Below are 21,841 nucleotides of genomic sequence, written 5' to 3'. Positions count from 1 at the left end.
AAAATCCTGCTTTTTTCATTTTTAGGAAAAATACTGTTTCAGTCCTTCAAGCCTTTTCGTCAATTCCTGCTCTACTTTCCGATAGTCAGTTACATTTTCTAAAGGGGCACTGACTGAGAAATAGTATTTGATTTTTGGCTCTGTTCCGGAAGGTCTTGCAGAAATCTTACTACCATCCTCAAGATAGAATTGCATCACATTTGAAGAATCCAAATCAAGTTTTTCTTTTTTACCGGTTTTGACATGCTGAATCGTGCTTTCCTTGACATCATAGATGGTTTCTACAGCTATTCCGTCCATGGTTTTTGGAGGATTGGTTCTGAAGTCCATCATCAAAGCCTGAATCTGTTCTGCGCCGTCTTTACCCTTTTTGGTGATAGAAATCAATGATTCTTTGTAAAAACCGAATTGCTGATAAACTTCTGCCAAGACTTCAAAAACGGTTTTTCCCTGCGTTTTGTAATAGGCAATTGCCTCTGCGACCATAGCACAAGCACTTACGCCGTCTTTGTCACGGACAAAATCGCCCACCAAATAACCATAGGATTCTTCTCCGCCTCCAATGAAGGTTTCTTTTCCCTCCAAATCACGAATGATTGCTGCGATATTTTTAAATCCGGTCAATACATTGAAGCATTTCACTCCAAATCCCTCAGCAATGCGATTGATTAGCTCAGTAGTTACGATGGTATTGACCATAAACTGCTTTCCGTTCAACTTTCCTGCTTCTTTCCATTTGCTGAGGAGATAATAGGTGAGAAGGGTGCCTGTTTGATTTCCATTTAGCAATTCAAACTCGCCTTTTTCATTTGGGACAACAGCTGCGTAGCGATCACCATCCGGGTCACATGCCAAAATCAGTTCTGCATTTACTTTTTTTCCTAATTCGATTGACATTGCCAGTGCCTCAGCTTCCTCTGGATTTGGGTAGATCACGGTTGGAAAGGTGCCATCTGGCTCTGCTTGTTCCTTGACGATATGGATGTTTTCAAAGCCAAATGCCTCCAAAGCTTCAGGTACCATTTTGCCGGAAGCTCCATGGATAGGGGAAAACACAATTGGCATATCTTTCTGCTTTTGAATTGCAGCTGGCTCCAAGCTGAGCCCTTTTACTTTTTCCAAATAGATTTGATCGAAATCTTCTTCGATATATTCGATCAAGTCATCATTTTTATCCCAATTAACGAGATCAAAGGAGGTGATTTTTTGGACCTCAGCGATGATGTTTTTGTCATGTGGCGCAACTACCTGAGCTCCATCTTCCCAGTAGGCTTTATATCCATTGTACTCCTTGGGGTTGTGCGAGGCAGTGATCATGACACCACTTTTGCACCCAAAATGCCTTACTGCAAATGAAAGCATGGGAGTAGGGCGCATTTCGCGGAAGTAATATACCTTGATGCCATTGGCAGTGAACACATCAGCTGTGGTTTTTGCAAAAAGAGTGTTATTGATTCGGCTGTCGTGAGTGATAGCCACGCTGATGGAGTCATGGGGAAAGGATGCTAAAAGGTAATTAGCAAGTCCTTGTGTGGCCATAGCCACGGTGTAGACATTCATTCGGTTGGTGCCGACGCCCATCAATCCTCGGAGTCCACCGGTCCCAAATTCCAGATCCTGATAAAAAGAGTCTATAAATTCTTTAGGATCTTCGTCCTGAAGTTTTCGTATGGCCGCTTTGGTTTCTTCATCAACATTTCCTTGAAGCCAGCTTTGGGCTTTTACTAAGATTGCAGGGTCTATCGTAGTCATTTCTTTAAAAATTATTTGTGCGATTCTAAGATATGTAAAATGTCAAAAAATGCCATTTAATCTCCTTAAATCCATTCCTAAAATAAACCTTCTTCTTACAAATCGATTTTCTAAAGGCCCGGTTATTGTTACAAGACCTTTTGGTTTCTTATTCATCAAGAAAAAAGTACTTTAGCATTCTCATCACCCCAATATGTTTACAAACTCTGTTTTTACATTTCTGATCATTTGGAACTGTCTTTTTGTAATCCCATTTTCGAGCGGATCGGAAGACATAGAAAAGTCAACGATTGTCGTTCGGGAATCAACCATCGATCTACATATACGAGTTGAGGATAAGATCTTTGTATTTGCTAAAGCATCCGGAGGACTCGAAAAAGTGAAGGTTGGGATGCATGTTCTTCCTTTCGCTCAGATTCCTGTATTGGAAGGGATCGAAAGTGCTTTTGACTCCTACAGTTGGAAGAGAAATAAGGACGGTTCGATTCAGGTCAAATCATTCTATTTACCGGAATCCATCATACTTACCTGGACAATTTTTTCAGATGGTAGATTGAAGCTAGAGGCAGAGGGTTCAAATACACTTATTAGTAAATCACTCGGTTTAAAATTTGATATTGAGGAGGACCGTCTGAAAAATGCTTCCTGGCAAAATAAGATCAAGGAGTTTGGAGAAATTGACTTGAAAACGAATCAACTCACTAGCTCAAATCTAGAAGTCGAATCTTTTGAAAGCCTGAAGCTTGATTTTACAGCTGTTTCTGTGCGAGTTTCTACAATGGTTCCAGAATCGGTCTTGAAGTTCACTCCAAGCAGCCAAAGTGACGAAAGGGTTGAGAATTCAGACTTGAGCTTTCAGTTTATGTTTCAGCCAAGCCAGCAGTCATTGCAACCCAATTCTTCTAAGGAGATTGCAAAAGAAAGTCAGTCAAACTTGAATCCAGTTTCGCTCTGGTTTGATTTTCATTAAAATGATTCGGCAGTTGAATTTTGTGAGGATTTAGAATTTTTCCTTTAAAATCTCTTTACTTCCAACCCCGAGAGTTCTCGATATTCTTGTTACATCGGCCTTATCTAGCTTGGTATCTTTGATTTTGTCTCGATCAAAAATTACCAAATTTCCACTCCATGGATCCGGTGCAGAAGGAACGAAAACGACAACTTGATTTTTTTCTAATTCATCAACGAGATATGCCAGCATCCATCCGTCGATTGGAACCAAGACCACAGGGAAATCATGGTTTTCCTGAATTCCTACCCGTTGCTCGAAGGTAGTTTTGATCAATTTATATCCTGGAAATAAGACCAAAACGTTGTTTTCGATCCATGACATCATTTTTTTTCCTAGGCCTCTTTTGGCAATTATCCCTGCGATTAGGCAGCAAAGAAGCACGATAAGAAGCGAAAATAAAAAGGGTGTAAAAATCTGACTATCTGCTAGCCCTAAGCTTTTTCTAATAAAATCACTGAGTGGCCGAATGATTTTTATTGCCTTTTCGAGGATTACTACGAGAAGAACTAAAGGCAGTAAGAAAAAAATGCCACCTTTGACTAAGGTGCCACCCAGAGAGAGTAATTTTTTCATAATTGATCAGCTTTTTTAAATATAAAAAAAGCCGACCAATGGTCGGCTCAAATCTTATAAATTTCCTCGCAGTTCTTGCTCTCGTTCGATGGCTTCGAACAGTGCTTTGAAATTCCCCTTTCCAAAAGATGTGGCACCCTTTCGCTGAATTATTTCAATGAATAGGGTAGGCCTATCTTGAAGTGGCTTGGTAAATATCTGAAGGAGGTAACCTTCATCATCTCGGTCTACAAGAATATTGAGATACTTTAAGGGTTGAAGGTCTTCATCTATAGTACCTACGCGATCCAGTAAATCATCGTAGTAGGTGGAAGGAACCTCAAGAAATTCAACACCCCGTTTTCTCAGCTCACCCACTGTGTGGATGATATCATCCGTGGCGATGGCCATATGCTGCACGCCAGCTCCATTGTAGAAATCAAGGTATTCTTCGATTTGTGACTTTTTCTTTCCTTCAGCAGGCTCGTTGATAGGAAACTTGATGTAGCCATTTCCATTGGAGACTACCTTGGACATCAATGCAGAGTATTCTGTGGAGATATCCTTATCATCAAAAGTGATCAGCAATTTGAAGCCCATCACATTTTCATAAAAATCAACCCACTTATTCATTTCACCCAATTCCACATTACCTACGCAGTGGTCGATGTATTTGAGGCCAATTGAAGTTGATTGATAAGTGCTTTTTCTAGGCTTGTAGCCTGGAAGGAATATTCCCTTATAATTTTTTCGCTCTACGAATGTATGGATGGTATCTCCATAAGTTTTGATGGAAGCTACTTTTACCTCACCAAACTCATCGGTGATGGTTTTGGGCTCAGCTACTGATTCTGCACCTCTTGAAGTGGTCTCATACCAAGACTTAGCAGCATCATCTACCCAAAGAGCCAGGACTTTTACTCCGTCCCCATGCTTTTGGATGTGCTGGGAAATTGGGTGGTCTGCTACCATAGGAGAAGTGAGTACAAGTCTGATCTTATCCTGCTTCAATACATACGAAGCACGATCTCGGATTCCTGTTTCCGGTCCAGCATAGGCGATGAGTTCGAATCCGAAGGCATATTGATAGAAAAGAGCAGATTGCTTAGCATTTCCCACATAAAGTTCGACATAGTCGGTGCCATTGATTGGCAAGAAATCTTCTGTCATGGTTTTTATATTTTGGGTTCTTATTCTTTCCTCAAAGTTACACATTCCTGCCAAATTTTATTTGGTAAGGAAAGGCTTATTCTTGAGGGGTTTTATTCCAGAACAAACTGATAATAGCCATAATGAAAAAAGTCAAAGCCCAAGCTGCTTGACCACTTTCGAAAATCGCCCAAATCATCAAAAAATACCATAAAGGCCCCAAACAGAAGCCAATTAAAAACTTGAAAGTGGCATAAAAGACATGGTCATCTATTTTAGGCTTTATCCATAGCCAAATCCAATACAAAGGCAAGTGGAAGAGTTTCATCAATTTATTGCGAAGGCCAGAAGGGCTTTCGTATTGATAGTCGATGATGCCTTTTTCCAAATAATCATTAACTCCTTGTTTAATAGTAAGATCTACCTCTGCATCAATAAGGTTTTGAAGGTTTTTCTCATAATTATCTTCTGGAATCAATACAACCATCTCCCGAAGTGTTTGCTCCACTTTCTTGGTAAGAAGGCCAGACTTGGATGGGGGAAGGTCTACGGGAATGGGATTTCCAAAGGTTATTCTCACCGTTGAGCCACTTCGCTTATGAGCGCTAAATTCCATGGCCACGGGCAAAATGACTGGCTCTGATTCAGGATACTTCTCCTTCAGTCCAAATGCCATCCGGGTGAAGCCCTTGCTAAGTGGTCTTAAGTTGCGCACATGGCTATGCGTACCTTCTGCAAAAATGATGACGGTTCCATTTCTTCGGAGTACTTCAAAAGTTGCCTCGAATGTTTTTTGATTTTGCTGAATGGTAGAAAAACCGTCCCTTACCCGATACACGGGAAGCATGCGGATAAAGTGAAGAATCTTGGCTATGAGTGCTTTTTTGAAAACTGATGCCCGGGTCAAAAACCAAGGGTTCAATCTGGTATGTGTGGCAAGGAGAAGTGGGTCAATCAGTGCATTTTGATGATTGGCTACAAGGATGATTGGACGGTTTTTAGGAATATTTTCCTTTCCCTTCACATAAATTCTCCTGTAAAAAAGGTGGAGAGCAATTTTGACTAAAAGCCGAAGGATCCAGTTAAACAGGTTCTTCATTTGATATTTTTCAAACTTAAGGCCAAGGCCATTCCCGAAATCAAATGCCAAATACCCCAAAGTGCTGTGATAATGGCCATTCCTCCGAGTCCGTCAAAGTAAGTGAAAATTAAAACTAAGCCCAAGCCGGAATTTTGTATACCTGTTTCGATACTCAGTGTTTTTATGTCTGGAAATGGCAGTTTTCCAAAAAAACCAGTAAAAAAACCGGCTGAAAGTGCCACTGCATTGTGAGCAAGAACCCAAAGGAAGATGACCGAAATGTATTCAAGAAAAATGTCCAGATTTCCCATAAATGCCACAACCACAAATGCCGCAAATATCAAAATGCTCAAGGGCTGAAGGATCTTTTTTGCGCGATCTGCTAGTTGGGGATAGAAGTTTCTTGTCAAAATTCCCAGCACAAGAGGTATCCCCAATATCAAGGATACGGTCAGGAATACTTCTGAAATATCAAGACTGATTTCTCGAAGCAATTCTCGTGTAGGACTATAAAAACCAGCCCAAAGTGCAAAGTTTATTGGGGTAAGAAAAATAGAGCCAATCGTAGAGAAACCTGTTAGGCTGACCGATAAGGCGGTATTTCCTTTCGCTAGATTGCTTAGGAAATTGGATACATTCCCTCCCGGACATGCAGCTACTAGAAACATCCCCAGAGATACAGAAGCAGGAGGTCTCATTATATAAACTAGCAACAATGTAAGTGCCGGAAGTAAAAGGAATTGGGCAAAGACACCCAGAAAAAAGGCTTTTGGGTTTTTGATTAAATATTTGAAATCCTCAACCCTCAAGTCTAAAGCAACCCCATACATAATCAAAGCAAGAGCTAGATTCAGTAATAAAAGGTCGTTTGGAGAGAAATTTAACGCGACTGCGTCTAGGTCGTGGCTTGGGTTCATCGCTCCAAAAATCCATTTAAAAAAAGAGAAAACAAATTTTCTTCTTCAAATTAGGAGTTGAAGAATGGCTACTTCCCCGAAATCTTTGTCAAATCTTTTTTCTTTCTTGTAGCTATTTGAAATGTTGATTCGTCTCGGTGTCAAATCACTTTTGATTACTAGCTATATTCTATCCATGAAAAAACTACTATTCTTGTCCTTATTGATCTTATTGATGCTCGGTGCTTGTCAAGACGAGGATAGATTTCCAGATTGTGGAAATGATGAGGTTTCAGATCTTCCTTGGTTTAAAGAGAAAATAAAGGAATTCGGTGGAGAAGGGGAGTTTGCTCAATATCAGTACGTTTTAGCAGCGGACTACCAAGGAGGCAAAGCATTTATTTTTGGAAACTGCTGTCCTTTTTGCCTTTCAGTTTTTTTAGTCTATGACTGCAATGGAAATGAATTGGGTTATTTAGGCTCAGGTGAAGGTGGAATTCCCTCTAGTGAGTTGATGAACCAAACACTTGTCTGGAAAGCTGAAAATTCTGCCTGCAATTTTGAATAAGGATCAGTAATCCATTTAGTCCTAATTTATTCCACCGTGAAAAAGGACTTTGCAATTCCCAATGGCCTGAATAGCAATCTATTTTTTCTGCGGTGACCTTGACTTCTTTTCGCGATTTCCCTTAAGGATTTTAAGACCTCCAAAGTATGAGCACCTTTATTCACCATTATGCATTCGGCCATCGCTGCTCGTCCGGCATCGGTTATTTCTGCCCGTGTGGCTAAACCTGATTTGTGTAAACTTTCTAGTACCTGAGTGGCCCAAATTACCGGAACATGTGCGGCTTCGCAGAGCCAAGATATTTCTTCTTGAATTTCAACCAATCGTTCAAATCCGATTTCTACCGCCAGGTCACCTCTCGCAATCATTACTCCAAAACTTAAATCCTTCATACCTTCAAGAAGGAGGGATGGGAAGTTTCTGACAGACTCAGCCGTTTCAATTTTTAAGATGACCGAAGGATAGGAATTTGAAACTTGACTCATCTCAGCGCGAAGCTTTTGAATATCTTCCGGTGAACGAACAAATGAAAAACCCACCGTATCTGCTTCGGATACAACAAAAGGCAGACACGTTTGATCATAAGCTGTAAGTGATGGGGTATTTAATTTCGTGTCAGGGAAATTTATCCCCTTTTCGGCTTTCAAAAATGGTTTTTTTGAAGAAATCCTGACAACTTCTAAAAGTGCCTTATTATCATCAGTACTCTTGACCAAACACAAAATCATACCATCATCAAAGAGAACTCTTTCTCCTATTCTCAATGATTCAATAATATTTGATTCATTTGGGCTTACTACCAAATCATCTTTTTCAAAACCATCCTCAGTCTCACTCAGCCAGAACTTTTGTCCGATTTTTAATTCAGCCTTACCTTTTTTTCTACCTTTCTTAAGTAGAACAGTACGGATTTTTGGACCGGCTAAGTCAATATGAATTTTACAGGATAGTCCCGTGTTTTTTTCTGCTCTTCTAATCGCCTGAATCATTGAAAGCCAAACGGACTCCTGATCATGCGCACAATTAATTCTTGCTACACTCATTCCGCTTTTTAGTAGTTCTTCAATCAACTCTGGCTGAGAAAGAAATGAGGAATCAAAGGTGACCATCACTGCAGACAACCACTTTTTTTGTGGTTTCCCAAATAAGTGCTTACTGGAGTTTTTGATTTTGTTCTCTCCAAATTCTGAGGTGCTTTTTGCTACTGTTTCGGATTTTATACCCAATCGCTCCAAAGTCACTTGGATTTGATGAAGCGTATGACTTTCACAGGATGCAAGCGATGATAATCCCACTGCATGCAGTTCATTTTGAAGGTTTTGAATGTCATTGCTCCTCAAAACTAGGTAGTGAAGTAGATTCTCTGCGGAAATCCTGTTTTCTGGATGAATGTGACTTAGAAGATCTGAAAATGATAGTGAAATCTTGTTCATCTGCAGTTCTAGCTCTTGCAGTTCTCCTTGGATTTCCTGTAGGTTCATGATTGGTAGGATTTTGATAAAAATAATGAGTTTTCCGAGATGGATCACTCTGGGAAAATGACAAAAAGAAACCTTTCTGTCGGGATTTGAAATCGAAAAAGAAATTTCCAGAATAATTGGAAATAAAAAAATCAGCGACATGGGAATGCCGCTGATTTCGATTACTTTTTATTGACTTGATTAGTTTGTCAATAGATATATTTTCTGTCCGTTATGTTCGATTAATTTCTCACTCTTTTGGAAGGTGTCTTTGAACTTCAGCTTTACTTCATCGGTATTTCCATAAAATTGAGCGACAATATCTAGATTTTTATCTACCAAAATGATGGTAGGAATTCGTTCAGAAATCTCAACTGAAATTTCTTCAACCTTCAAGGGTCTTTCTAGATTTGTCTCATGGGAATTGGTCTCCGCCTGAAGCGTTCCAAGGCCCAAAAACAGAAGTGCTGCAACAGCCCAAATTTTCTTCGTAAACGGATTTAAAGTTTTCATTTTTATTTAATTTATTGGTTTAGTTAGTTCATATACGTCTACCATTTCGCAGGGTTGTTGAAATCGAGAAAAAACAGAATATAATTTTTCTATCAGCTATAATTTTTCTCATTTAAATAATAAAATTTTAAAAATAATCATAAATACAAGTGATGATTTTGATTTATAAAAACTATTGAACAAGATAATCTGCTTGAGTAATGATATGATTTTTATCAGTTTAGCTTTAAATAGGTGATCTTTTTTGGCTTTCAATCAATGCTTTACGTTTTTAAAGGAGGACGTAATCTCAAACGGATAATATTTTAAATCTCTAAACCCATTTTACTATGAAAATGCTAAAAGATCAGGTTGCAATTATCACAGGTGCTGCTTCGGGAATCGGACGGGCTGCTGCTTTACTTTATGCTCAAGAAGGTGCTAAGGTGGTGGTTTCTGACGTCGATGAGAAGCAGGGAAATGAAGTAGTAGACGAGATCAAGAAAGCCGGAGGTGAGGGTATGTTTTTCAAAGCAGATATTTCCTCAGCAGAAGAAAATCAAAAACTGGTTGACGCTGCTGTCAAAGAATACGGGAAGCTAGACATTGCAGTTAATAATGCCGGTATTGGTGGTCCATTGGCACCTACAGCTGAATACCCGCTAGACGGTTGGCAAAAGGTCATCGATACCAACCTATCTGGTGTTTTTTATGGTATGCACTATCAGGTTCAAGCGATGGCTAAGAATAAGGGAGGAGTGATCGTGAATATTGCATCCATTCTCGGAGCCGTGGGCACAAGACTTTCGCCGGCCTATGTGGCGGCAAAACACGGTTTGGTAGGTTTGACTAAGGCTACTGCTTTGGAATATGCTGCCTCAAATATCCGCGTAAATGCGATTGGACCAGGTTATATTTTGACCCCATTATTGACCAATAATTTGGATGAGGAGACGCTTAAAATGGTAGAGGGCCTACATCCTATAGGCCGATTAGGTACTTCTGAGGAAGTTGCAGAATTGATTCTTTGGTTAGGGTCTTCGAAGTCTTCTTTTGTTACAGGTTCATATTACCCTGTGGATGGGGGATACTTGGCACAATAGGCAGTTGAAAAAGAAAAAATGCGAGCTTTAGAATGGCTCGCATTTTTATTCAGATGGATATTACTTTTTAATTTCTATTTACGATTCCCAGGCCATTTACTTCTTCTTTGATTACCGTCGGATTTCCTTTGTAGCTGACTACTCCCATGCCTTCTGCTTGGAGAGAAAGTTCACCAGTACAATAAACCGATACACGGCCCATACCACTTGACCTTAGATCTAAATTGGTTGTGAGAAGATCCTCCGCATCTAAATTGCCCATGCCTTCAAATAGGATTTTTGCGTTTTCAGCACTGCCTTTGAAATTCGTATTTCCCATCATATTCAGTCTTGCTTCCAATTCATTTGCTTCAAAATTCAGTTCTAAGTTGGCAGCACCATTTCCTTTGATAAGGAGGCTATTGAGTTCCAATTTACCCTCAGACTCGATATTCCCTGCACCGTCAAAGGATAGCTCTTCCAGGTTGGCTATCGTCAGGTGAATTTCTGGGGTAAACCCTTCCTCAAATTCCATCTCTTTTGATCCAAACTTGATTTGTAAGGATTCATTTTCTTGAGAAATCGTAAGCTGGTCTATGGTTTTCTGATAGCCTTCAATCTCCATTGATTCTTCATCCCCTTGATGAATGTGGACATTAAATGCTCCTGTAAGACTAACCTTGGTTACGCCGGCTATAGACTTGGTTTCGGTTAATTTTTCACCCAATTCCTTTTTGGAGCGATTCACGCAGGATAAGGCAAGCAGCATCAATAAAAAAGAGAGATACTTTAGATTCTTCATAGTTGTTGAGGTTTAGAATGTTAAGTTAAAAAATATCTGAAGAATATCGATCTGGACACTGCGTTCAATAGATTTCGAGAACTATAGAGCATACTGATGCTTTATTTCAGGGTGGAGAAGAAATGTGAATATTAAAAAGGCATAAAAAAAAAGCGAAGTAAACACTCCGCTTTTCTTTTGAATGAATAAGGGTGGATTAACCGACCACTTTCACATTGACTGCGTTGATTCCTTTTTTACCTTGAACGGTATCATAGGTTACCTTATCGTTTTCACGGATTTCGTGTACTAGTCCACTGATGTGTACAAATACGTCCTCAGAATTGTCTGCTGGAGTAATAAATCCAAATCCTTTGGATTCATTAAAGAATTTTACTGTTCCTTCGTTCATGATTTTTTGAATTGATGGGCTCGAAAGCCCGGTCAAGTCAAGTGATCGGGATTAACCGATTACTTTCACATTGACTGCATTGATACCTTTTTTACCTTGAGTCGTGTCAAAGCTAACTTTGTCGTGCTCACGAATCTCGTGTACGAGACCGCTGATGTGTACAAATACGTCTTCAGAGTTGTCTGATGGCGTGATGAATCCAAAACCTTTGGACTCGTTAAAGAATTTTACTGTTCCTTCGTTCATAGTTTTACTTGTTTTGTGCAGCAGAATTGCTACGGGAATTGGTTTGATTTAATTGTTTTTTTGTTGTTGGCGGCTCAGGTGGTGTTTCCGAAAGATTTCCGAATTCATCTACATAAACTGTCATATTTTCAAGACTTCCGTCTTTGGGTTGTGATTTACGCTGCAGCTTTTCCTCAAATTTTTCCTTTTTCTTGCGGCGTTTGAGTTCAGCGCGTTGCTTTTTCATAAAAGCATTTTGGTTTTTGGCCATATTGCGTGGTTTAGTTAATAAAGGTGATCGCGCGACCGGTCTTTCCGGCCCGCCCCGTCCGTCCAATTCGGTGGATATAAGAATCCATCGTCATGGGCAGTTGGTAGTTGATGACATGCGTGACATCCTGCACGTCAATTCCCCTAGCTGCCACATCCGTCGCAACCAGGACCCGGATTGATTCATTTTTGAATTCATCCAAAACCTTATTTCTAAAGTTCTGTGATTTATTCCCGTGAATCTGTCCGGATTTGATGCCGTTTTGATTGAGTTTCTTACAAAGTCGATCTGCCAGTCTTTTGGTCTCCGTGAAGAGAATGACTTTTTTCAAATCTTTGTCACTAAACAAATCCTGTAGCATCTCAAATTTGTCTTTGCCTTCAGGCACTCGAATAGTTTCCTGCTCGATATGCTCGTTGGCAGCAGTTCCCGGATCTACATGGATTTCTTTTGGTTGATGAAGAAGCCCGTCGATTAGCTTTCGCTGATTTTTATCCAAAGTCGCGGAAAACAAAAGCGTCTGTTCGCGCTTTCCGATCAATTCCACCAGTCGCTTCACATCGTGGACAAAACCCATATCTAGCATTCGGTCAAATTCATCCAAAACCAAGGTATTGATATGGTTTAATCGAAGTGCCCGCTGATTGGATAGATCCAATAGTCTTCCGGGTGTACCGATGATTACCTGAGGCTTTTGTCCAAGATTCTTAAGGTCAGTATTGATGTTCGTTCCACCGATAAATGTGGCAAAGCGAAGATTCATTCCTCGACTTAGTCCTTTGAATTCTTCTCCAATTTGAAGCGCAAGCTCCCGGGTAGGAGTGACGATCAGAAGAGAGGTAGCTAGAGGCTTCTGCATCAATCGGATGATCAATGGAATCAGAAAGGCAGCTGTCTTGCCGGACCCCGTACGGGAAATGGCGAGCATGTCTTTGCCTTGTAGCAAAACAGGAATCGCCTGCTCTTGAATAGGAGTCAAAAACTCATATCCCTTGGCTGTGATGTTTTGCTGAATTTTATTGTCAAGCTTCAGTTCATCGAATCGTTGTCTATTCTCCTGCTTCTGTTCAGTAAGCACAGGCTTAGCTGATTTCCGTAGCAGGTTTGGGTCAAGATTAGAGACTGGTTTTGCTTTGGCTGGTCTCCTTCCTTTGGGCGCTTGCGAGCCTCGGCTAGAAGGATTAGGCCGATTATTTCTTTTTGAAGTTTGCATGGATAGTGGTTTAGCTTTTTACAGGAATAGTTTCCACAGTGCCCAAGTGATGGAGCATCTGGAAATGTGCCTTCAAAGCATGAAAAAAGGTTTTCTTGGAATAGTAAGGGAGTTGAAACTCCTCTGCCGTCTGCTTTACGATCGGTGCAATTTTCCGATAATGAACATGGCAGATATCCGGAAACAAGTGATGCTCTACTTGATAATTAAGCCCGCCAATCATCCAAGAGAATATTCTACTTTTCGGTGAATAATTACAGGTCGTTACCAATTGATGAATCATGCGCTCACCTTCAACGGTACCATTTGCGTCCATTACTGGAAAGACCACATCGGGCATAATATGAGCTGTCTGAAATACCAATGAAATCGATAAGCCCGTAATGAAATGCAAGACAAGGAAAGCCAGAAGAATCTGCCCCACGCCGAATGGTGAGAATATCATTGGGATTCCTAGTGTGAACGCGAAGTAGACAACTTTCCAGGCCATAATCTTCAGGAAAGTATTTCTGTAGGCATTTTTGCCTTTGACCAATCCCATTTTGTGGTAGCGATCAAGTCGTACAAAATCCTTTGTGGTAACCCAGGATAATGTGGAAAGTCCGTAGAAAAACCAGGTGTACCAAGATTGGTAGGGGTGAAGTTTATTTTTCTTTACGTTAGGTGAGAAGCGCAAGAAAAACGGAGCATTGATATCATCGTCGCCTTCATGGATATTGGTAAAGCTATGATGGAGTACATTGTGTTGAATACGCCAAACGCTAGCATTTGCCCCAACCATGTTGAGTGTGTAGCTAAGAATTTTATTGATTTTGGGATTTGAGGAGTAAGTGCCATGAATAGCATCATGCATAATACCCATTCCTATTCCAGCCATTCCAAATCCACTCAGGATAAAGGCTGCAAAAAGCTGCCAGGTCTGAGTCAATAATCCTGTACTGACCATAATGATCGGAACAAAATATAGCGACAACATAAAAACAGTCTTAATGACCATTTCGGTATTGCCATGTTTGTGAGTTTGCTTGTCTTTGAAATAGGTGTTTACGCGACTGCGTAATGTGAGGGAGAAATCAGAAAGAGCTGATTCCGAGAATCGAATGGTTTTGATAAATAAGGGTGTTAAGAATACTAAGGATACTTCTAAATTTTACTTTCAAATCAATCTGCGGCGTTTAATTCTTCAATTAGCTTTTCTGCTAGAGGGGGGAATCAAAAAGTAGAAGAAAAGAAGAAAGACCGAGGGAAAAACTCTTGATTTGCTACTTGTGGCAGGATAATTACCGATACATTTACCTGAGATATTTTTGCTGCGTGTAGCAATTTCTTACTCAGGTGCATCAAAGGTAGCTAAAGAAAATTAAATTCTACTACTCCTGTCGATTTATTTTCAAATATTTAGGTAAACGCTCCTAATTAGAAGGAATTCAGAGTTAATTTTTCCTTTTTGTTTTAAATCCAGGTTATAAATCAAAAATCTTAAATAAATCATTTGGATTATTGAAGATTATTCAAATAAATTTGCCGTAATGATTCGTAAACCATTTCGGGCGGCAATTCTTTTGACAGTGATTTATTCATTGTTGTTTACGCTTTTTGCCCCTGGCGTTTTTTCTGGATTTGAATTATTAAATCATCCATCCTCCTTTAATTCCCAATTAAGTTCTACCTCAGAAGATGCAAATGCTGGTAGTTCTGTCGATGTTGATGAATTGAAGTCAAGCGCAGGCTTTTTGTTTTCTTGGGAAAATGAAGTCTTCGAGCAGGTTGAAGAATCGGTTACAGACTTTGAAGATCAGCTAAAGTTTGCGCTGGCAGCCATTCTTGCTTGTCTTCTCTCTATAAGCCTTGGACGTGATCAAACACGTTTTATTCGTTATTCCAAAAATTTCTTTGAAGACCTCACAGACCGTCTTCATATTTTCCACTGCGTCTATCGATTGTAGGATTTTTTGATTGGCCTTATTTGGCCCTCGCTAACTGTCCCTATTGCTCATCTCAATGAATCCTTAGGGACTTGATTTACTTCTTTTTACCTACAATTAAAAATTCATTCAATTATGAAAACCTACAGGAATTTACTATTCCTTGCAGTGGGCTGCGCCTTCTTGATGAGCTCTTGCGGCGCTTCTCATACTACACACGAAGAGGCTGGAACCTTCAAGGTGTCCCAACCCATACAACAAGATACAGTACTTATTAAAGAATATGTAAGCCAAATTAGAGCTATTCAACACATCGAATTGCGAGCTCTTGAAAAAGGCTACCTTCAAAAAATCTTCGTAGACGAAGGACAGCATGTCAAAAAAGGGCAGTTGCTGTTCCAAATTCAGCCGACTATTTATCAGGCTGAGTTTCAAAAAGCTCAATCTGAGGTTGAATTTGCCAGAGTGGAATATGAAAACATCAAGGCACTGGCGGACAAAGATATCGTATCTCAGAACGAAGCTGCATTAGCTAAAGCACAACTTGAAAAAGCAAAGGCTGAACTAGCCTTGGCACAAGCACATCTTACCTTCACAGAAGTTCGGGCTCCATTTGATGGGATTGTCGGAAAGTTTGAGGAAGTGCGCTTAGGTAGTTTGCTTGATGAAGGCGAATTGCTGACAACGCTTTCTGATAACAGCAAGATGTGGGTGTATTTCAATGTCCCAGAGTCAGAATATCTGGATTACGCCATGAGTTCTAATGATAGCCTGGAGGTTGTCAAGCTCCGTTTGGCAAATAATCGTCTATTCTCTGAATCAGGAGTAATAGAGACCATCGAATCAGATTTCAACAACACTACCGGAAATATTGCCTTCCGTGCTACCTTCTCAAACCCGAATGGCCTGCTTCGTCATGGTCAAACAGGCAATATCCTTTGGCCTAAGCCATTGGAAGGGGTGACTATGATTCCTCAAAAAGCCACTTTTGAAGTTTTGGACAAGAAGTTTGTCTATTTAGTGGACAAAGAAGGGACTATTCAGTCTAGAGAGGTGAAGGTTGAGGGCGAACTCAATCACATCTATTTGATCAGTAGTGGTCTAAAGTCTACTGATACATTTCTTTTGGAAGGCCTTCGAAAGGTCGAAAACGGTAAGAAAATTCACTTTGAATTGATCAATCCAACCGAAGTTTTGGAAGGCTTGCATCTACATGCCGAGTAATTACCAATCACCTTAAATTCCGAAAGAAATGTTTAAAGATATTTTAAGAAGGCCTGTATTGGCTATTGTAATCTCCTTTATGATTGTTTTTGTGGGATTACTTGCCATTACCCAGCTGCCTATTTCTCAGTTTCCGCAGATCGCGCCAACTACTGTCAACATCTTTGTGGCCTATCCAGGCTCCAGTGCGGATGTATTGACCAAATCAACCTTGATTCCTCTAGAGACATCGATTAATGGTGTTCAGGGAATGCGATACATCGCTTCTGATGCCACAAGTGCAGGGGAGGGTACTATTCGGGTGGTTTTCGAACCCGGTACAGATCCCAACCAAGCAGTAGTCCGGGTAAAAACACGGGTGGATCAAGTCATGCCAAACCTGCCTCCTTTGGTGCAGCGGGAAGGTGTAATCATCACCCCGGTCCAACCCAGTATGCTCTTGTATGTGGATATCTATGGGGAAGAAGGAGCTGATATCGATGAGAAGTTCCTTTATAATTATGCCTATACCCGAATTATTCCAGAATTACAGCGGATAGACGGAATCGCACAGGCACAGATTCTGGGTTCTCGTAAATATGCGATGCGTGTATGGTTGAAATTGGACCGTATGCGAGCCTATAAAATCTCCGCTGAAGAGGTCCTGGAAGCAATGGATGAGCAAAGTGTCATCGCCCGTCCGGGTCGTCTAGGCCAAAGCTCCGGGAAATTAGCTCAGTCAGTGGAGTATGTGTTGACCTATTCGGGTAGATTCAACGAGCCTGAGCAATACGAAAACATCATCATTCGAAGCAATGAGGAAGGGGAACTGATTAAATTAAAGGATATAGCCGAGGTCGAACTGGGAAGTGAGTTCTTTGATATTTACTCCAACTTGGATGGCCGTCCTTCCTCTTCCATTGTCTTGAAGCAAACTCCCGATAGTAACGGTAGTGATGTGATTGCACAGGTAAAAGAGAAATTGAAGGAACTGGAAGTGGATTTCCCACAGGGCGTTCACTACGAGTATAGCTACGATGTCTCAAAATTCTTGGATGCATCTATCGAGCAGGTGGTTCATACCATTCGGGATGCCTTTATTTTGGTGGCATTGGTTGTATTTCTGTTTTTAGGAGATTGGCGATCTACGCTGATCCCGATTATAGCCGTACCGGTATCCTTGGTTGGGGCCTTTTTTGTGCTTCAACTCTTTGGCTTATCCATCAACCTGATCACCCTTTTTGCCTTGGTTTTGGCCATTGGGGTGGTAGTCGATGATGCCATCGTGGTCGTCGAGGCGGTGCATGCCAAAATGGAAGAAGATCCAAAACTCACTCCATACAAAGCAACGCAAAAAGCTTTGGGAGAATTGAGTGGTGCGATCATCGCGATCACCCTGGTGATGACATCGGTTTTTGTTCCGATTGCCTTTATGGGTGGACCGGTTGGTGTTTTCTACCGACAGTTCTCCATTACCATGGCGAGTTCCATTATTATCTCTGGAATTGTAGCCTTGACTTTGACTCCGGTTCTATGTGCTATGATTCTGAGAAATCATCATGGAAAGCGTAAAAAATCCTTGTTTGATCGCTTTATTGATGGATTCAACCGGCTTTTTGAAAGGCTGACTGGTCACTACATCAGGGTACTCAATGTGATGGTTGCCAGAAGGCTAGTCACATTTGGGATTCTTGGGCTTTTTGTCGCTGGGATCATTTATACCAATGACATCCTTCCTTCAGGCTTTGTGCCAAATGAAGATCAGGGTACCATTTATGCCATTATTCAGACACCTCCAGGTTCCACTTTGGAACTTACCAATAAGGTGGCCCAGGAACTTCAGAAAATTGCTGAAGAGGTAGAAGGCATCGAGTCTGTTACTTCTCTTGCCGGATATGAAATCATGACTGAGGGTAGGGGATCAAATGCAGGTACTTGCTTGATAAACCTAAAGCCCTGGTCAGAACGGGAGCATTCCGTTCATGAAATCATGGAAGAATTGGAGGAGGAAACCAAGGACCTGGGAGCCGTAGTCGAATACTTTGAGCCACCAGCTGTTCCGGGATTCGGTTCTTCAGGCGGGTTTTCACTTCGAATGCTTGACAAAACAGGTGGAGAAACTGACTACGAAGAGTTTGACAAGATCAACCAAGAGTTTTTGGCTGCTTTGCGAAAGCGACCTGAGTTGAAAGGCTTGTTTACCTTCTTTGCGGCCAATTACCCGCAATATCACCTGGAAATTGATAATCAGGCTGCCATGCAGAAAGGTGTAACCATTGGTAAAGCGATGGAAAACCTGAATATCTTGATCGGTAGTACCTATGAGCAAGGATTTATCCGATTTGGTCGGTTCTTCAAAGTTTACACTCAAGCAGCTCCGGAATTTCGCCGCTATCCATCGGATTTGGAGGATTTGTTTGTCAAGAATGAGGAAGGTGAAATGGTGCCGTACTCTTCTTTTATGAAGGTAAACAAGACTCAAGGTCCTAATGAGATTACGCGCTATAACCTGTTTAATTCTGCGGCGATTCGAGGATTGCCTGCCGAAGGGTTTACGACGGGGGATGCCATTCAGGCAATTCGTGAAGTTGCCGCCCAAACCTTGCCAAAAGGATATGACATTGCCTGGGAGGATTTGTCCTTTGATGAATCCCGAAGAGGAAATGAAGCGGTGTACATCTTTGCCGTGGTACTACTCTTTGTCTACCTGGTATTAGCCGCACAATACGAAAGTTTTGTCTTGCCTTTTGCAGTCTTACTTTCCTTACCGATCGGGATATTTGGATCATTTCTGATGCTCAAACTCATGGGCTTAGCCAATGATGTCTATGCACAGATCGGTATGATTATGCTGATTGGTTTGCTGGGGAAAAACGCCGTATTGATTGTTGAGTTCGGGGTTCAGCGTCACCGGGAAGGAGCAAGCGTATTGGATGCTGCTATCGAAGGAGCCAAAATGCGTTTCCGTCCGATTTTGATGACTTCCTTTGCCTTCATCGCCGGATTGATTCCTTTGGTGATTGCACACGGTGCAGGAGCTGTTGGAAACAAAACGATTGGTTCTTCCGCCATGGGAGGGATGTTTTTAGGAACGATGATCGGTGTTTTGATCATTCCTGGTCTCTATTTCACCTTCGGAAAAATGATTGAGGGTAAAAACCTCATTCAGGATGAGGCCCATTCTTCGCTATCCGAAGCCTACGTGGAAGAAGGTCAAGCCAGTGCGTCTCTATTGAAAAAAATAGCAAAACTCAATGTCTTGCTAAAAGCCGCAAACCGAAAAAACAAAAACAATGAATAGGAATAAATATAGTCTTTGGAAAAAGGTCTTCTTCTTGATCTTGCTTGGGACCTGGGGATGTAAATCTGCCCAAGTCAATTTCAAGGAAGCAAATACTAAGCTCCCTGACGAATTTATTTCGGCTCAGGGGGATACAAGCAATGTGGCAGCTGTAGATTGGAAAACTTACTTCGAAGATCCCTATTTGATCGCATTGATTGATACAGCCTTGCTTCACAATCAAGAGCTCAATATCGTCTTGCAGGAAATTGAAATTGGCAAGAATGAGGTGTTGGAAAAGAAAGGGGAGTATCAACCTTTTGTAAATTTAGGTGTAGGAGCAGGTGCTGAAAAACCGGGAAGGTTTACTCGTGATGGTGCTGTCGAGCATAATTTGGAGATCAAAGAAGGGAAGGAATTTCCTGAACCTCTTGGAGATTTCGTTTTGGGAGCTACAGCCTCATGGGAAGTGGATATCTGGCGAAAGCTCAGAAATGCAAAGGATGCTGCACAGTTGCGATATCTAGCCAAAACAGAGGGTAAAAACTTCTTGCAGACCCAACTGATAGGAGAAATAGCCACCTCATATTATGAATTGATGGCTCTGGATAATCTGCTCGATATTATCAATCAAAACCTGGCTATTCAAGAGGATGCTCTGGAAAAGGCCAGGCAATTGAAAGAGTATGCAAAAGCAAATCAGTTAGCTGTCAATCGGTTTGAAGCGCAATTACTCAATACCAGAAACCAGCAATATGCGATTCGTCAGCGAATGGTGGAGACTGAAAACCGTCTCTATTTCTTGACTGGCGCTTATCCTACGGCTATTCCGCGGCATTCTGAAAACATGATGCAAATAAAGCTGGATAGCCTACAGGCTGGAATTCCTAGTCAATTGTTAGAAAACCGACCGGATATTCGACAGGCTGAACTGGAGATCGCAGCGGCCAAGTTGGATGTGAAATCGGCTAAAGCAAACTTCTACCCTCAGTTGGATTTACGGGCTGGAATTGGCTATCAAGCATTCAATCCAGCCTACCTCTTCAATCCTGAATCCTTGATCTTCAATGCCGCAGGAGACCTAATGGCTCCCTTGATCAATCGGAAGGCAATTCAAGCGCAATTCAACATGGCATCGGCTCAGCAAATTCAGTCGGTCTTTGCCTATGAACAAACCATCTTGAACGCTTATACCGATGTAATTAATCAAATGGCCAAGTTGGAGAATTACACCAATAGCTTTGATACCAAATCCCGTGAGGTAGAGGTGCTAAGGCAGTCTGTCGAAGTTGCAAACAGCTTGTTTCAATTTGCGAAAGCAGATTATGTAGAAGTTCTCCTTACGCAAGAAGAGGCTTTGGATGCCGAGATGGAGCTTGTGGAAATCAAGCTAAGTCAGCTTCAAGCCAAGGTGGAGTTATACAGAGCTTTAGGTGGAGGATGGCAAATTAATTAGTATATTATTCAAGGCTAAAAAAGAACAAAATCATGAATTTACTCTCAGAAAACATCTTACCAGGGGATCTAGGGAAAACTTTCTTGGTCAATACCAATAGCCAAGAAGATCTCACAAAAATCAAGGATGCATTGACAAATTTGGAGCAAATCGATCGCGTTGAAATTCACGCAGAGACCTATCCAGTTGAGATTTCCGTCTTTGTAAATACCCTAGTTCCTATTTCGCTTATTGAAGAGAAAGTATTCGAGATCGGATGTCATGCCCTTCCCAAGGGACCGGCTATTCCATGACCCATGAAAATCTCGAAAGGGTAATTGGATACTGTCTTATCCAATTTGAAAATACGGTAAAAAGATAGATCTAATTTCGAAACCATTTAGTCTTTGATTAAATGGTTTCTTTTTTGAATTCAAAGCCCCAAAACTGGAAGGACCAGTAAACATTTCCAGCTGTAATCCTATTTCTATGGTATGTGGAAAGCGGCTATCCTTGGATTTATATATTTATTTCTTTACCCTCAAAAAATGAACGAACCCCTAGTATTCGATTTTGGTGAAGGAAAGGATTTTGGACGCTGGTCAATTATCAATGATGGTGTCATGGGTGGCCTCTCCGAATCCAAAGCTCAATTGAGCGATGATGCGGTCCTGTTTTCCGGAACAGTTTCTTTGAAAAATAACGGAGGCTTTGTTTCTCTCCGAGGCCCTATGGGCAATTATGATTTATCTGAATATTCCTTTTGCGAAATTCGATACAAATCTGACACTGACCGCAAATTTGAATTGCTGATTGAGAAAGAAACTCCTTTTTATCTTCCAAAATACCGGAAGAAATTCGGGGAAAAAAGTGAGGACTGGCAAACCTTGAAAATTCCCCTGAGAGATCTGGAAATCAGTCGAATGGGAAATACGATGGCTAAAGGAATTGATCCTAAGGAACTTGCCGGGATTAAGCGGATTGGCTTTATATTGGCCGATAAGCAGGAGGGTAGTTTTGAGCTTTGGGTCGATTACTTGAAGTTTTATTGA

Annotated in this window: 22 protein-coding genes; 9 read left to right on the top strand and 13 right to left on the bottom strand. The window is 41.1% G+C overall.

The window, feature by feature from the left end:
* Positions 1 to 21: 21 nt before the first annotated feature.
* The gene (locus tag CDH51_RS02210; protein ID WP_100627049.1) at positions 22 to 1,752 is read right to left on the bottom strand and encodes a phospho-sugar mutase; all 1,731 of its coding nucleotides are present in this window, start codon (positions 1,750 to 1,752) and stop codon (positions 22 to 24) included.
* Between the two features lie 193 nt (positions 1,753 to 1,945).
* Here CDH51_RS02210 and CDH51_RS02205 point away from each other — a divergent pair, with 193 nt between their 5' ends.
* Positions 1,946 to 2,722, top strand: a complete 777-nt coding sequence (locus tag CDH51_RS02205) for a hypothetical protein (protein ID WP_100627048.1) — start codon at positions 1,946 to 1,948, stop codon at positions 2,720 to 2,722.
* A 30-nt stretch (positions 2,723 to 2,752) separates the two neighbouring features.
* Here CDH51_RS02205 and CDH51_RS02200 read toward each other — a convergent pair whose 3' ends face one another.
* The 4 genes from CDH51_RS02200 to CDH51_RS02185 all read right to left on the bottom strand — a co-directional run bounded on the left by CDH51_RS02200 (position 2,753) and on the right by CDH51_RS02185 (position 6,463).
* Positions 2,753 to 3,337 carry a DUF502 domain-containing protein gene (locus tag CDH51_RS02200; RefSeq protein ID WP_100627047.1) on the bottom strand — a complete coding sequence of 195 codons (585 nt, stop codon included), beginning with the start codon at positions 3,335 to 3,337 and terminating at the stop codon, positions 2,753 to 2,755.
* A 54-nt stretch (positions 3,338 to 3,391) separates the two neighbouring features.
* A complete protein-coding gene (gene hppD, locus CDH51_RS02195) occupies positions 3,392 to 4,486 on the bottom strand; it encodes a 4-hydroxyphenylpyruvate dioxygenase (protein WP_100627046.1) in 1,095 nt (364 codons plus the stop codon).
* A 76-nt stretch (positions 4,487 to 4,562) separates the two neighbouring features.
* On the bottom strand, positions 4,563 to 5,564 hold the full coding sequence (locus CDH51_RS02190) for a 1-acyl-sn-glycerol-3-phosphate acyltransferase (protein ID WP_100627787.1): 1,002 nt from the start codon (positions 5,562 to 5,564) through the stop codon (positions 4,563 to 4,565).
* Entirely contained in the window at positions 5,561 to 6,463 is a 903-nt protein-coding gene (locus CDH51_RS02185) for a bile acid:sodium symporter family protein (RefSeq protein ID WP_100627045.1), read from the bottom strand. Before CDH51_RS02185 ends, CDH51_RS02190 begins: the two co-directional genes overlap by 4 nt.
* A 175-nt stretch (positions 6,464 to 6,638) precedes the next feature.
* Between CDH51_RS02185 and CDH51_RS02180 the strand changes: the two genes are divergently transcribed.
* On the top strand, positions 6,639 to 7,010 hold the full coding sequence (locus CDH51_RS02180) for a hypothetical protein (protein WP_133391585.1): 372 nt from the start codon (positions 6,639 to 6,641) through the stop codon (positions 7,008 to 7,010).
* Between the two features lie 26 nt (positions 7,011 to 7,036).
* Here the strand turns inward: CDH51_RS02180 and CDH51_RS02175 are convergent, their stop codons facing one another.
* Both CDH51_RS02175 and CDH51_RS02170 read right to left on the bottom strand, forming a co-directional pair.
* A complete protein-coding gene (locus tag CDH51_RS02175) occupies positions 7,037 to 8,491 on the bottom strand; it encodes a pyruvate kinase (RefSeq protein ID WP_100627786.1) in 1,455 nt (484 codons plus the stop codon).
* A gap of 180 nt (positions 8,492 to 8,671) precedes the next feature.
* Positions 8,672 to 8,983, bottom strand: a complete 312-nt coding sequence (locus CDH51_RS02170; protein ID WP_100627043.1) for a hypothetical protein — start codon at positions 8,981 to 8,983, stop codon at positions 8,672 to 8,674.
* Positions 8,984 to 9,312: 329 nt separating this feature from the next.
* On the opposite strand from CDH51_RS02170, the gene CDH51_RS02165 reads away from it, so the two are divergent.
* Entirely contained in the window at positions 9,313 to 10,065 is a 753-nt protein-coding gene (locus tag CDH51_RS02165) for an SDR family NAD(P)-dependent oxidoreductase (protein ID WP_198514248.1), read from the top strand.
* A gap of 67 nt (positions 10,066 to 10,132) precedes the next feature.
* Here CDH51_RS02165 and CDH51_RS02160 read toward each other — a convergent pair whose 3' ends face one another.
* The 6 genes from CDH51_RS02160 to CDH51_RS02135 all read right to left on the bottom strand — a co-directional run bounded on the left by CDH51_RS02160 (position 10,133) and on the right by CDH51_RS02135 (position 13,943).
* On the bottom strand, positions 10,133 to 10,846 hold the full coding sequence (locus CDH51_RS02160) for a head GIN domain-containing protein (RefSeq protein WP_100627042.1): 714 nt from the start codon (positions 10,844 to 10,846) through the stop codon (positions 10,133 to 10,135).
* A gap of 196 nt (positions 10,847 to 11,042) precedes the next feature.
* On the bottom strand, positions 11,043 to 11,237 hold the full coding sequence (locus tag CDH51_RS02155) for a cold-shock protein (protein WP_024282374.1): 195 nt from the start codon (positions 11,235 to 11,237) through the stop codon (positions 11,043 to 11,045).
* 51 nt (positions 11,238 to 11,288) lie between these two features.
* Complete coding sequence (locus CDH51_RS02150) at positions 11,289 to 11,483, bottom strand: cold-shock protein (protein ID WP_026945704.1); 195 nt, start codon at positions 11,481 to 11,483, stop codon at positions 11,289 to 11,291.
* 4 nt (positions 11,484 to 11,487) lie between these two features.
* Positions 11,488 to 11,733 (bottom strand): cold-shock protein, encoded by a 246-nt coding sequence (locus CDH51_RS02145; RefSeq protein ID WP_100627041.1) that lies wholly within the window; start codon positions 11,731 to 11,733, stop codon positions 11,488 to 11,490.
* A 10-nt stretch (positions 11,734 to 11,743) separates the two neighbouring features.
* Positions 11,744 to 12,946 (bottom strand): DEAD/DEAH box helicase, encoded by a 1,203-nt coding sequence (locus CDH51_RS02140; protein ID WP_100627040.1) that lies wholly within the window; start codon positions 12,944 to 12,946, stop codon positions 11,744 to 11,746.
* Positions 12,947 to 12,956: 10 nt separating this feature from the next.
* Positions 12,957 to 13,943, bottom strand: a complete 987-nt coding sequence (locus CDH51_RS02135) for a fatty acid desaturase family protein (RefSeq protein WP_198514247.1) — start codon at positions 13,941 to 13,943, stop codon at positions 12,957 to 12,959.
* Between the two features lie 532 nt (positions 13,944 to 14,475).
* Between CDH51_RS02135 and CDH51_RS02130 the strand changes: the two genes are divergently transcribed.
* The 6 genes from CDH51_RS02130 (at position 14,476) to CDH51_RS02105 (ending at position 21,841) form a co-directional block, all read left to right on the top strand.
* The gene (locus CDH51_RS02130) at positions 14,476 to 14,892 is read left to right on the top strand and encodes a hypothetical protein (protein ID WP_100627038.1); all 417 of its coding nucleotides are present in this window, start codon (positions 14,476 to 14,478) and stop codon (positions 14,890 to 14,892) included.
* A 114-nt stretch (positions 14,893 to 15,006) separates the two neighbouring features.
* Positions 15,007 to 16,095: an efflux RND transporter periplasmic adaptor subunit gene (locus CDH51_RS02125; protein WP_100627037.1), complete on the top strand. Its 1,089-nt coding sequence runs from the start codon at positions 15,007 to 15,009 to the stop codon at positions 16,093 to 16,095.
* 28 nt (positions 16,096 to 16,123) lie between these two features.
* Entirely contained in the window at positions 16,124 to 19,375 is a 3,252-nt protein-coding gene (locus CDH51_RS02120; RefSeq protein ID WP_100627036.1) for an efflux RND transporter permease subunit, read from the top strand.
* Positions 19,368 to 20,810: a TolC family protein gene (locus CDH51_RS02115; protein WP_100627035.1), complete on the top strand. Its 1,443-nt coding sequence runs from the start codon at positions 19,368 to 19,370 to the stop codon at positions 20,808 to 20,810. Before CDH51_RS02120 ends, CDH51_RS02115 begins: the two co-directional genes overlap by 8 nt.
* A 32-nt stretch (positions 20,811 to 20,842) precedes the next feature.
* Complete coding sequence (locus CDH51_RS02110) at positions 20,843 to 21,103, top strand: hypothetical protein (protein ID WP_026945698.1); 261 nt, start codon at positions 20,843 to 20,845, stop codon at positions 21,101 to 21,103.
* 234 nt (positions 21,104 to 21,337) lie between these two features.
* On the top strand, positions 21,338 to 21,841 hold the full coding sequence (locus CDH51_RS02105; protein WP_232724726.1) for a CIA30 family protein: 504 nt from the start codon (positions 21,338 to 21,340) through the stop codon (positions 21,839 to 21,841).

The organism is Algoriphagus formosus (genome assembly GCF_002807035.1).
Taxonomy (GTDB): Bacteria; Bacteroidota; Bacteroidia; order Cytophagales; family Cyclobacteriaceae; genus Algoriphagus; species Algoriphagus formosus.
Note: the sequence above shows the minus strand (reverse complement) of the source record. Positions and strands in the feature narration are given on the sequence as shown.

Excerpts from the sequence above, each read along its gene's own strand:
- CDH51_RS02210 (WP_100627049.1), bottom strand. The coding sequence starts at position 1,752 with ATGACTACGATAGACCCTGCAATCTTAGTAAAAGCCCAAAGCTGGCTT.
- CDH51_RS02205 (WP_100627048.1), top strand. The coding sequence starts at position 1,946 with ATGTTTACAAACTCTGTTTTTACATTTCTGATCATTTGGAACTGTCTT.
- CDH51_RS02200 (WP_100627047.1), bottom strand. The coding sequence starts at position 3,337 with ATGAAAAAATTACTCTCTCTGGGTGGCACCTTAGTCAAAGGTGGCATT.
- hppD (WP_100627046.1), bottom strand. The coding sequence starts at position 4,486 with ATGACAGAAGATTTCTTGCCAATCAATGGCACCGACTATGTCGAACTT.
- CDH51_RS02190 (WP_100627787.1), bottom strand. The coding sequence starts at position 5,564 with ATGAAGAACCTGTTTAACTGGATCCTTCGGCTTTTAGTCAAAATTGCT.
- CDH51_RS02185 (WP_100627045.1), bottom strand. The coding sequence starts at position 6,463 with ATGAACCCAAGCCACGACCTAGACGCAGTCGCGTTAAATTTCTCTCCA.
- CDH51_RS02180 (WP_133391585.1), top strand. The coding sequence starts at position 6,639 with ATGAAAAAACTACTATTCTTGTCCTTATTGATCTTATTGATGCTCGGT.
- CDH51_RS02175 (WP_100627786.1), bottom strand. The coding sequence starts at position 8,491 with ATGAACCTACAGGAAATCCAAGGAGAACTGCAAGAGCTAGAACTGCAG.
- CDH51_RS02170 (WP_100627043.1), bottom strand. The coding sequence starts at position 8,983 with ATGAAAACTTTAAATCCGTTTACGAAGAAAATTTGGGCTGTTGCAGCA.
- CDH51_RS02165 (WP_198514248.1), top strand. The coding sequence starts at position 9,313 with ATGAAAATGCTAAAAGATCAGGTTGCAATTATCACAGGTGCTGCTTCG.
- CDH51_RS02160 (WP_100627042.1), bottom strand. The coding sequence starts at position 10,846 with ATGAAGAATCTAAAGTATCTCTCTTTTTTATTGATGCTGCTTGCCTTA.
- CDH51_RS02155 (WP_024282374.1), bottom strand. The coding sequence starts at position 11,237 with ATGAACGAAGGAACAGTAAAATTCTTTAATGAATCCAAAGGATTTGGA.
- CDH51_RS02150 (WP_026945704.1), bottom strand. The coding sequence starts at position 11,483 with ATGAACGAAGGAACAGTAAAATTCTTTAACGAGTCCAAAGGTTTTGGA.
- CDH51_RS02145 (WP_100627041.1), bottom strand. The coding sequence starts at position 11,733 with ATGGCCAAAAACCAAAATGCTTTTATGAAAAAGCAACGCGCTGAACTC.
- CDH51_RS02140 (WP_100627040.1), bottom strand. The coding sequence starts at position 12,946 with ATGCAAACTTCAAAAAGAAATAATCGGCCTAATCCTTCTAGCCGAGGC.
- CDH51_RS02135 (WP_198514247.1), bottom strand. The coding sequence starts at position 13,943 with ATGGTCATTAAGACTGTTTTTATGTTGTCGCTATATTTTGTTCCGATC.
- CDH51_RS02130 (WP_100627038.1), top strand. The coding sequence starts at position 14,476 with ATGATTCGTAAACCATTTCGGGCGGCAATTCTTTTGACAGTGATTTAT.
- CDH51_RS02125 (WP_100627037.1), top strand. The coding sequence starts at position 15,007 with ATGAAAACCTACAGGAATTTACTATTCCTTGCAGTGGGCTGCGCCTTC.
- CDH51_RS02120 (WP_100627036.1), top strand. The coding sequence starts at position 16,124 with ATGTTTAAAGATATTTTAAGAAGGCCTGTATTGGCTATTGTAATCTCC.
- CDH51_RS02115 (WP_100627035.1), top strand. The coding sequence starts at position 19,368 with ATGAATAGGAATAAATATAGTCTTTGGAAAAAGGTCTTCTTCTTGATC.
- CDH51_RS02110 (WP_026945698.1), top strand. The coding sequence starts at position 20,843 with ATGAATTTACTCTCAGAAAACATCTTACCAGGGGATCTAGGGAAAACT.
- CDH51_RS02105 (WP_232724726.1), top strand. The coding sequence starts at position 21,338 with ATGAACGAACCCCTAGTATTCGATTTTGGTGAAGGAAAGGATTTTGGA.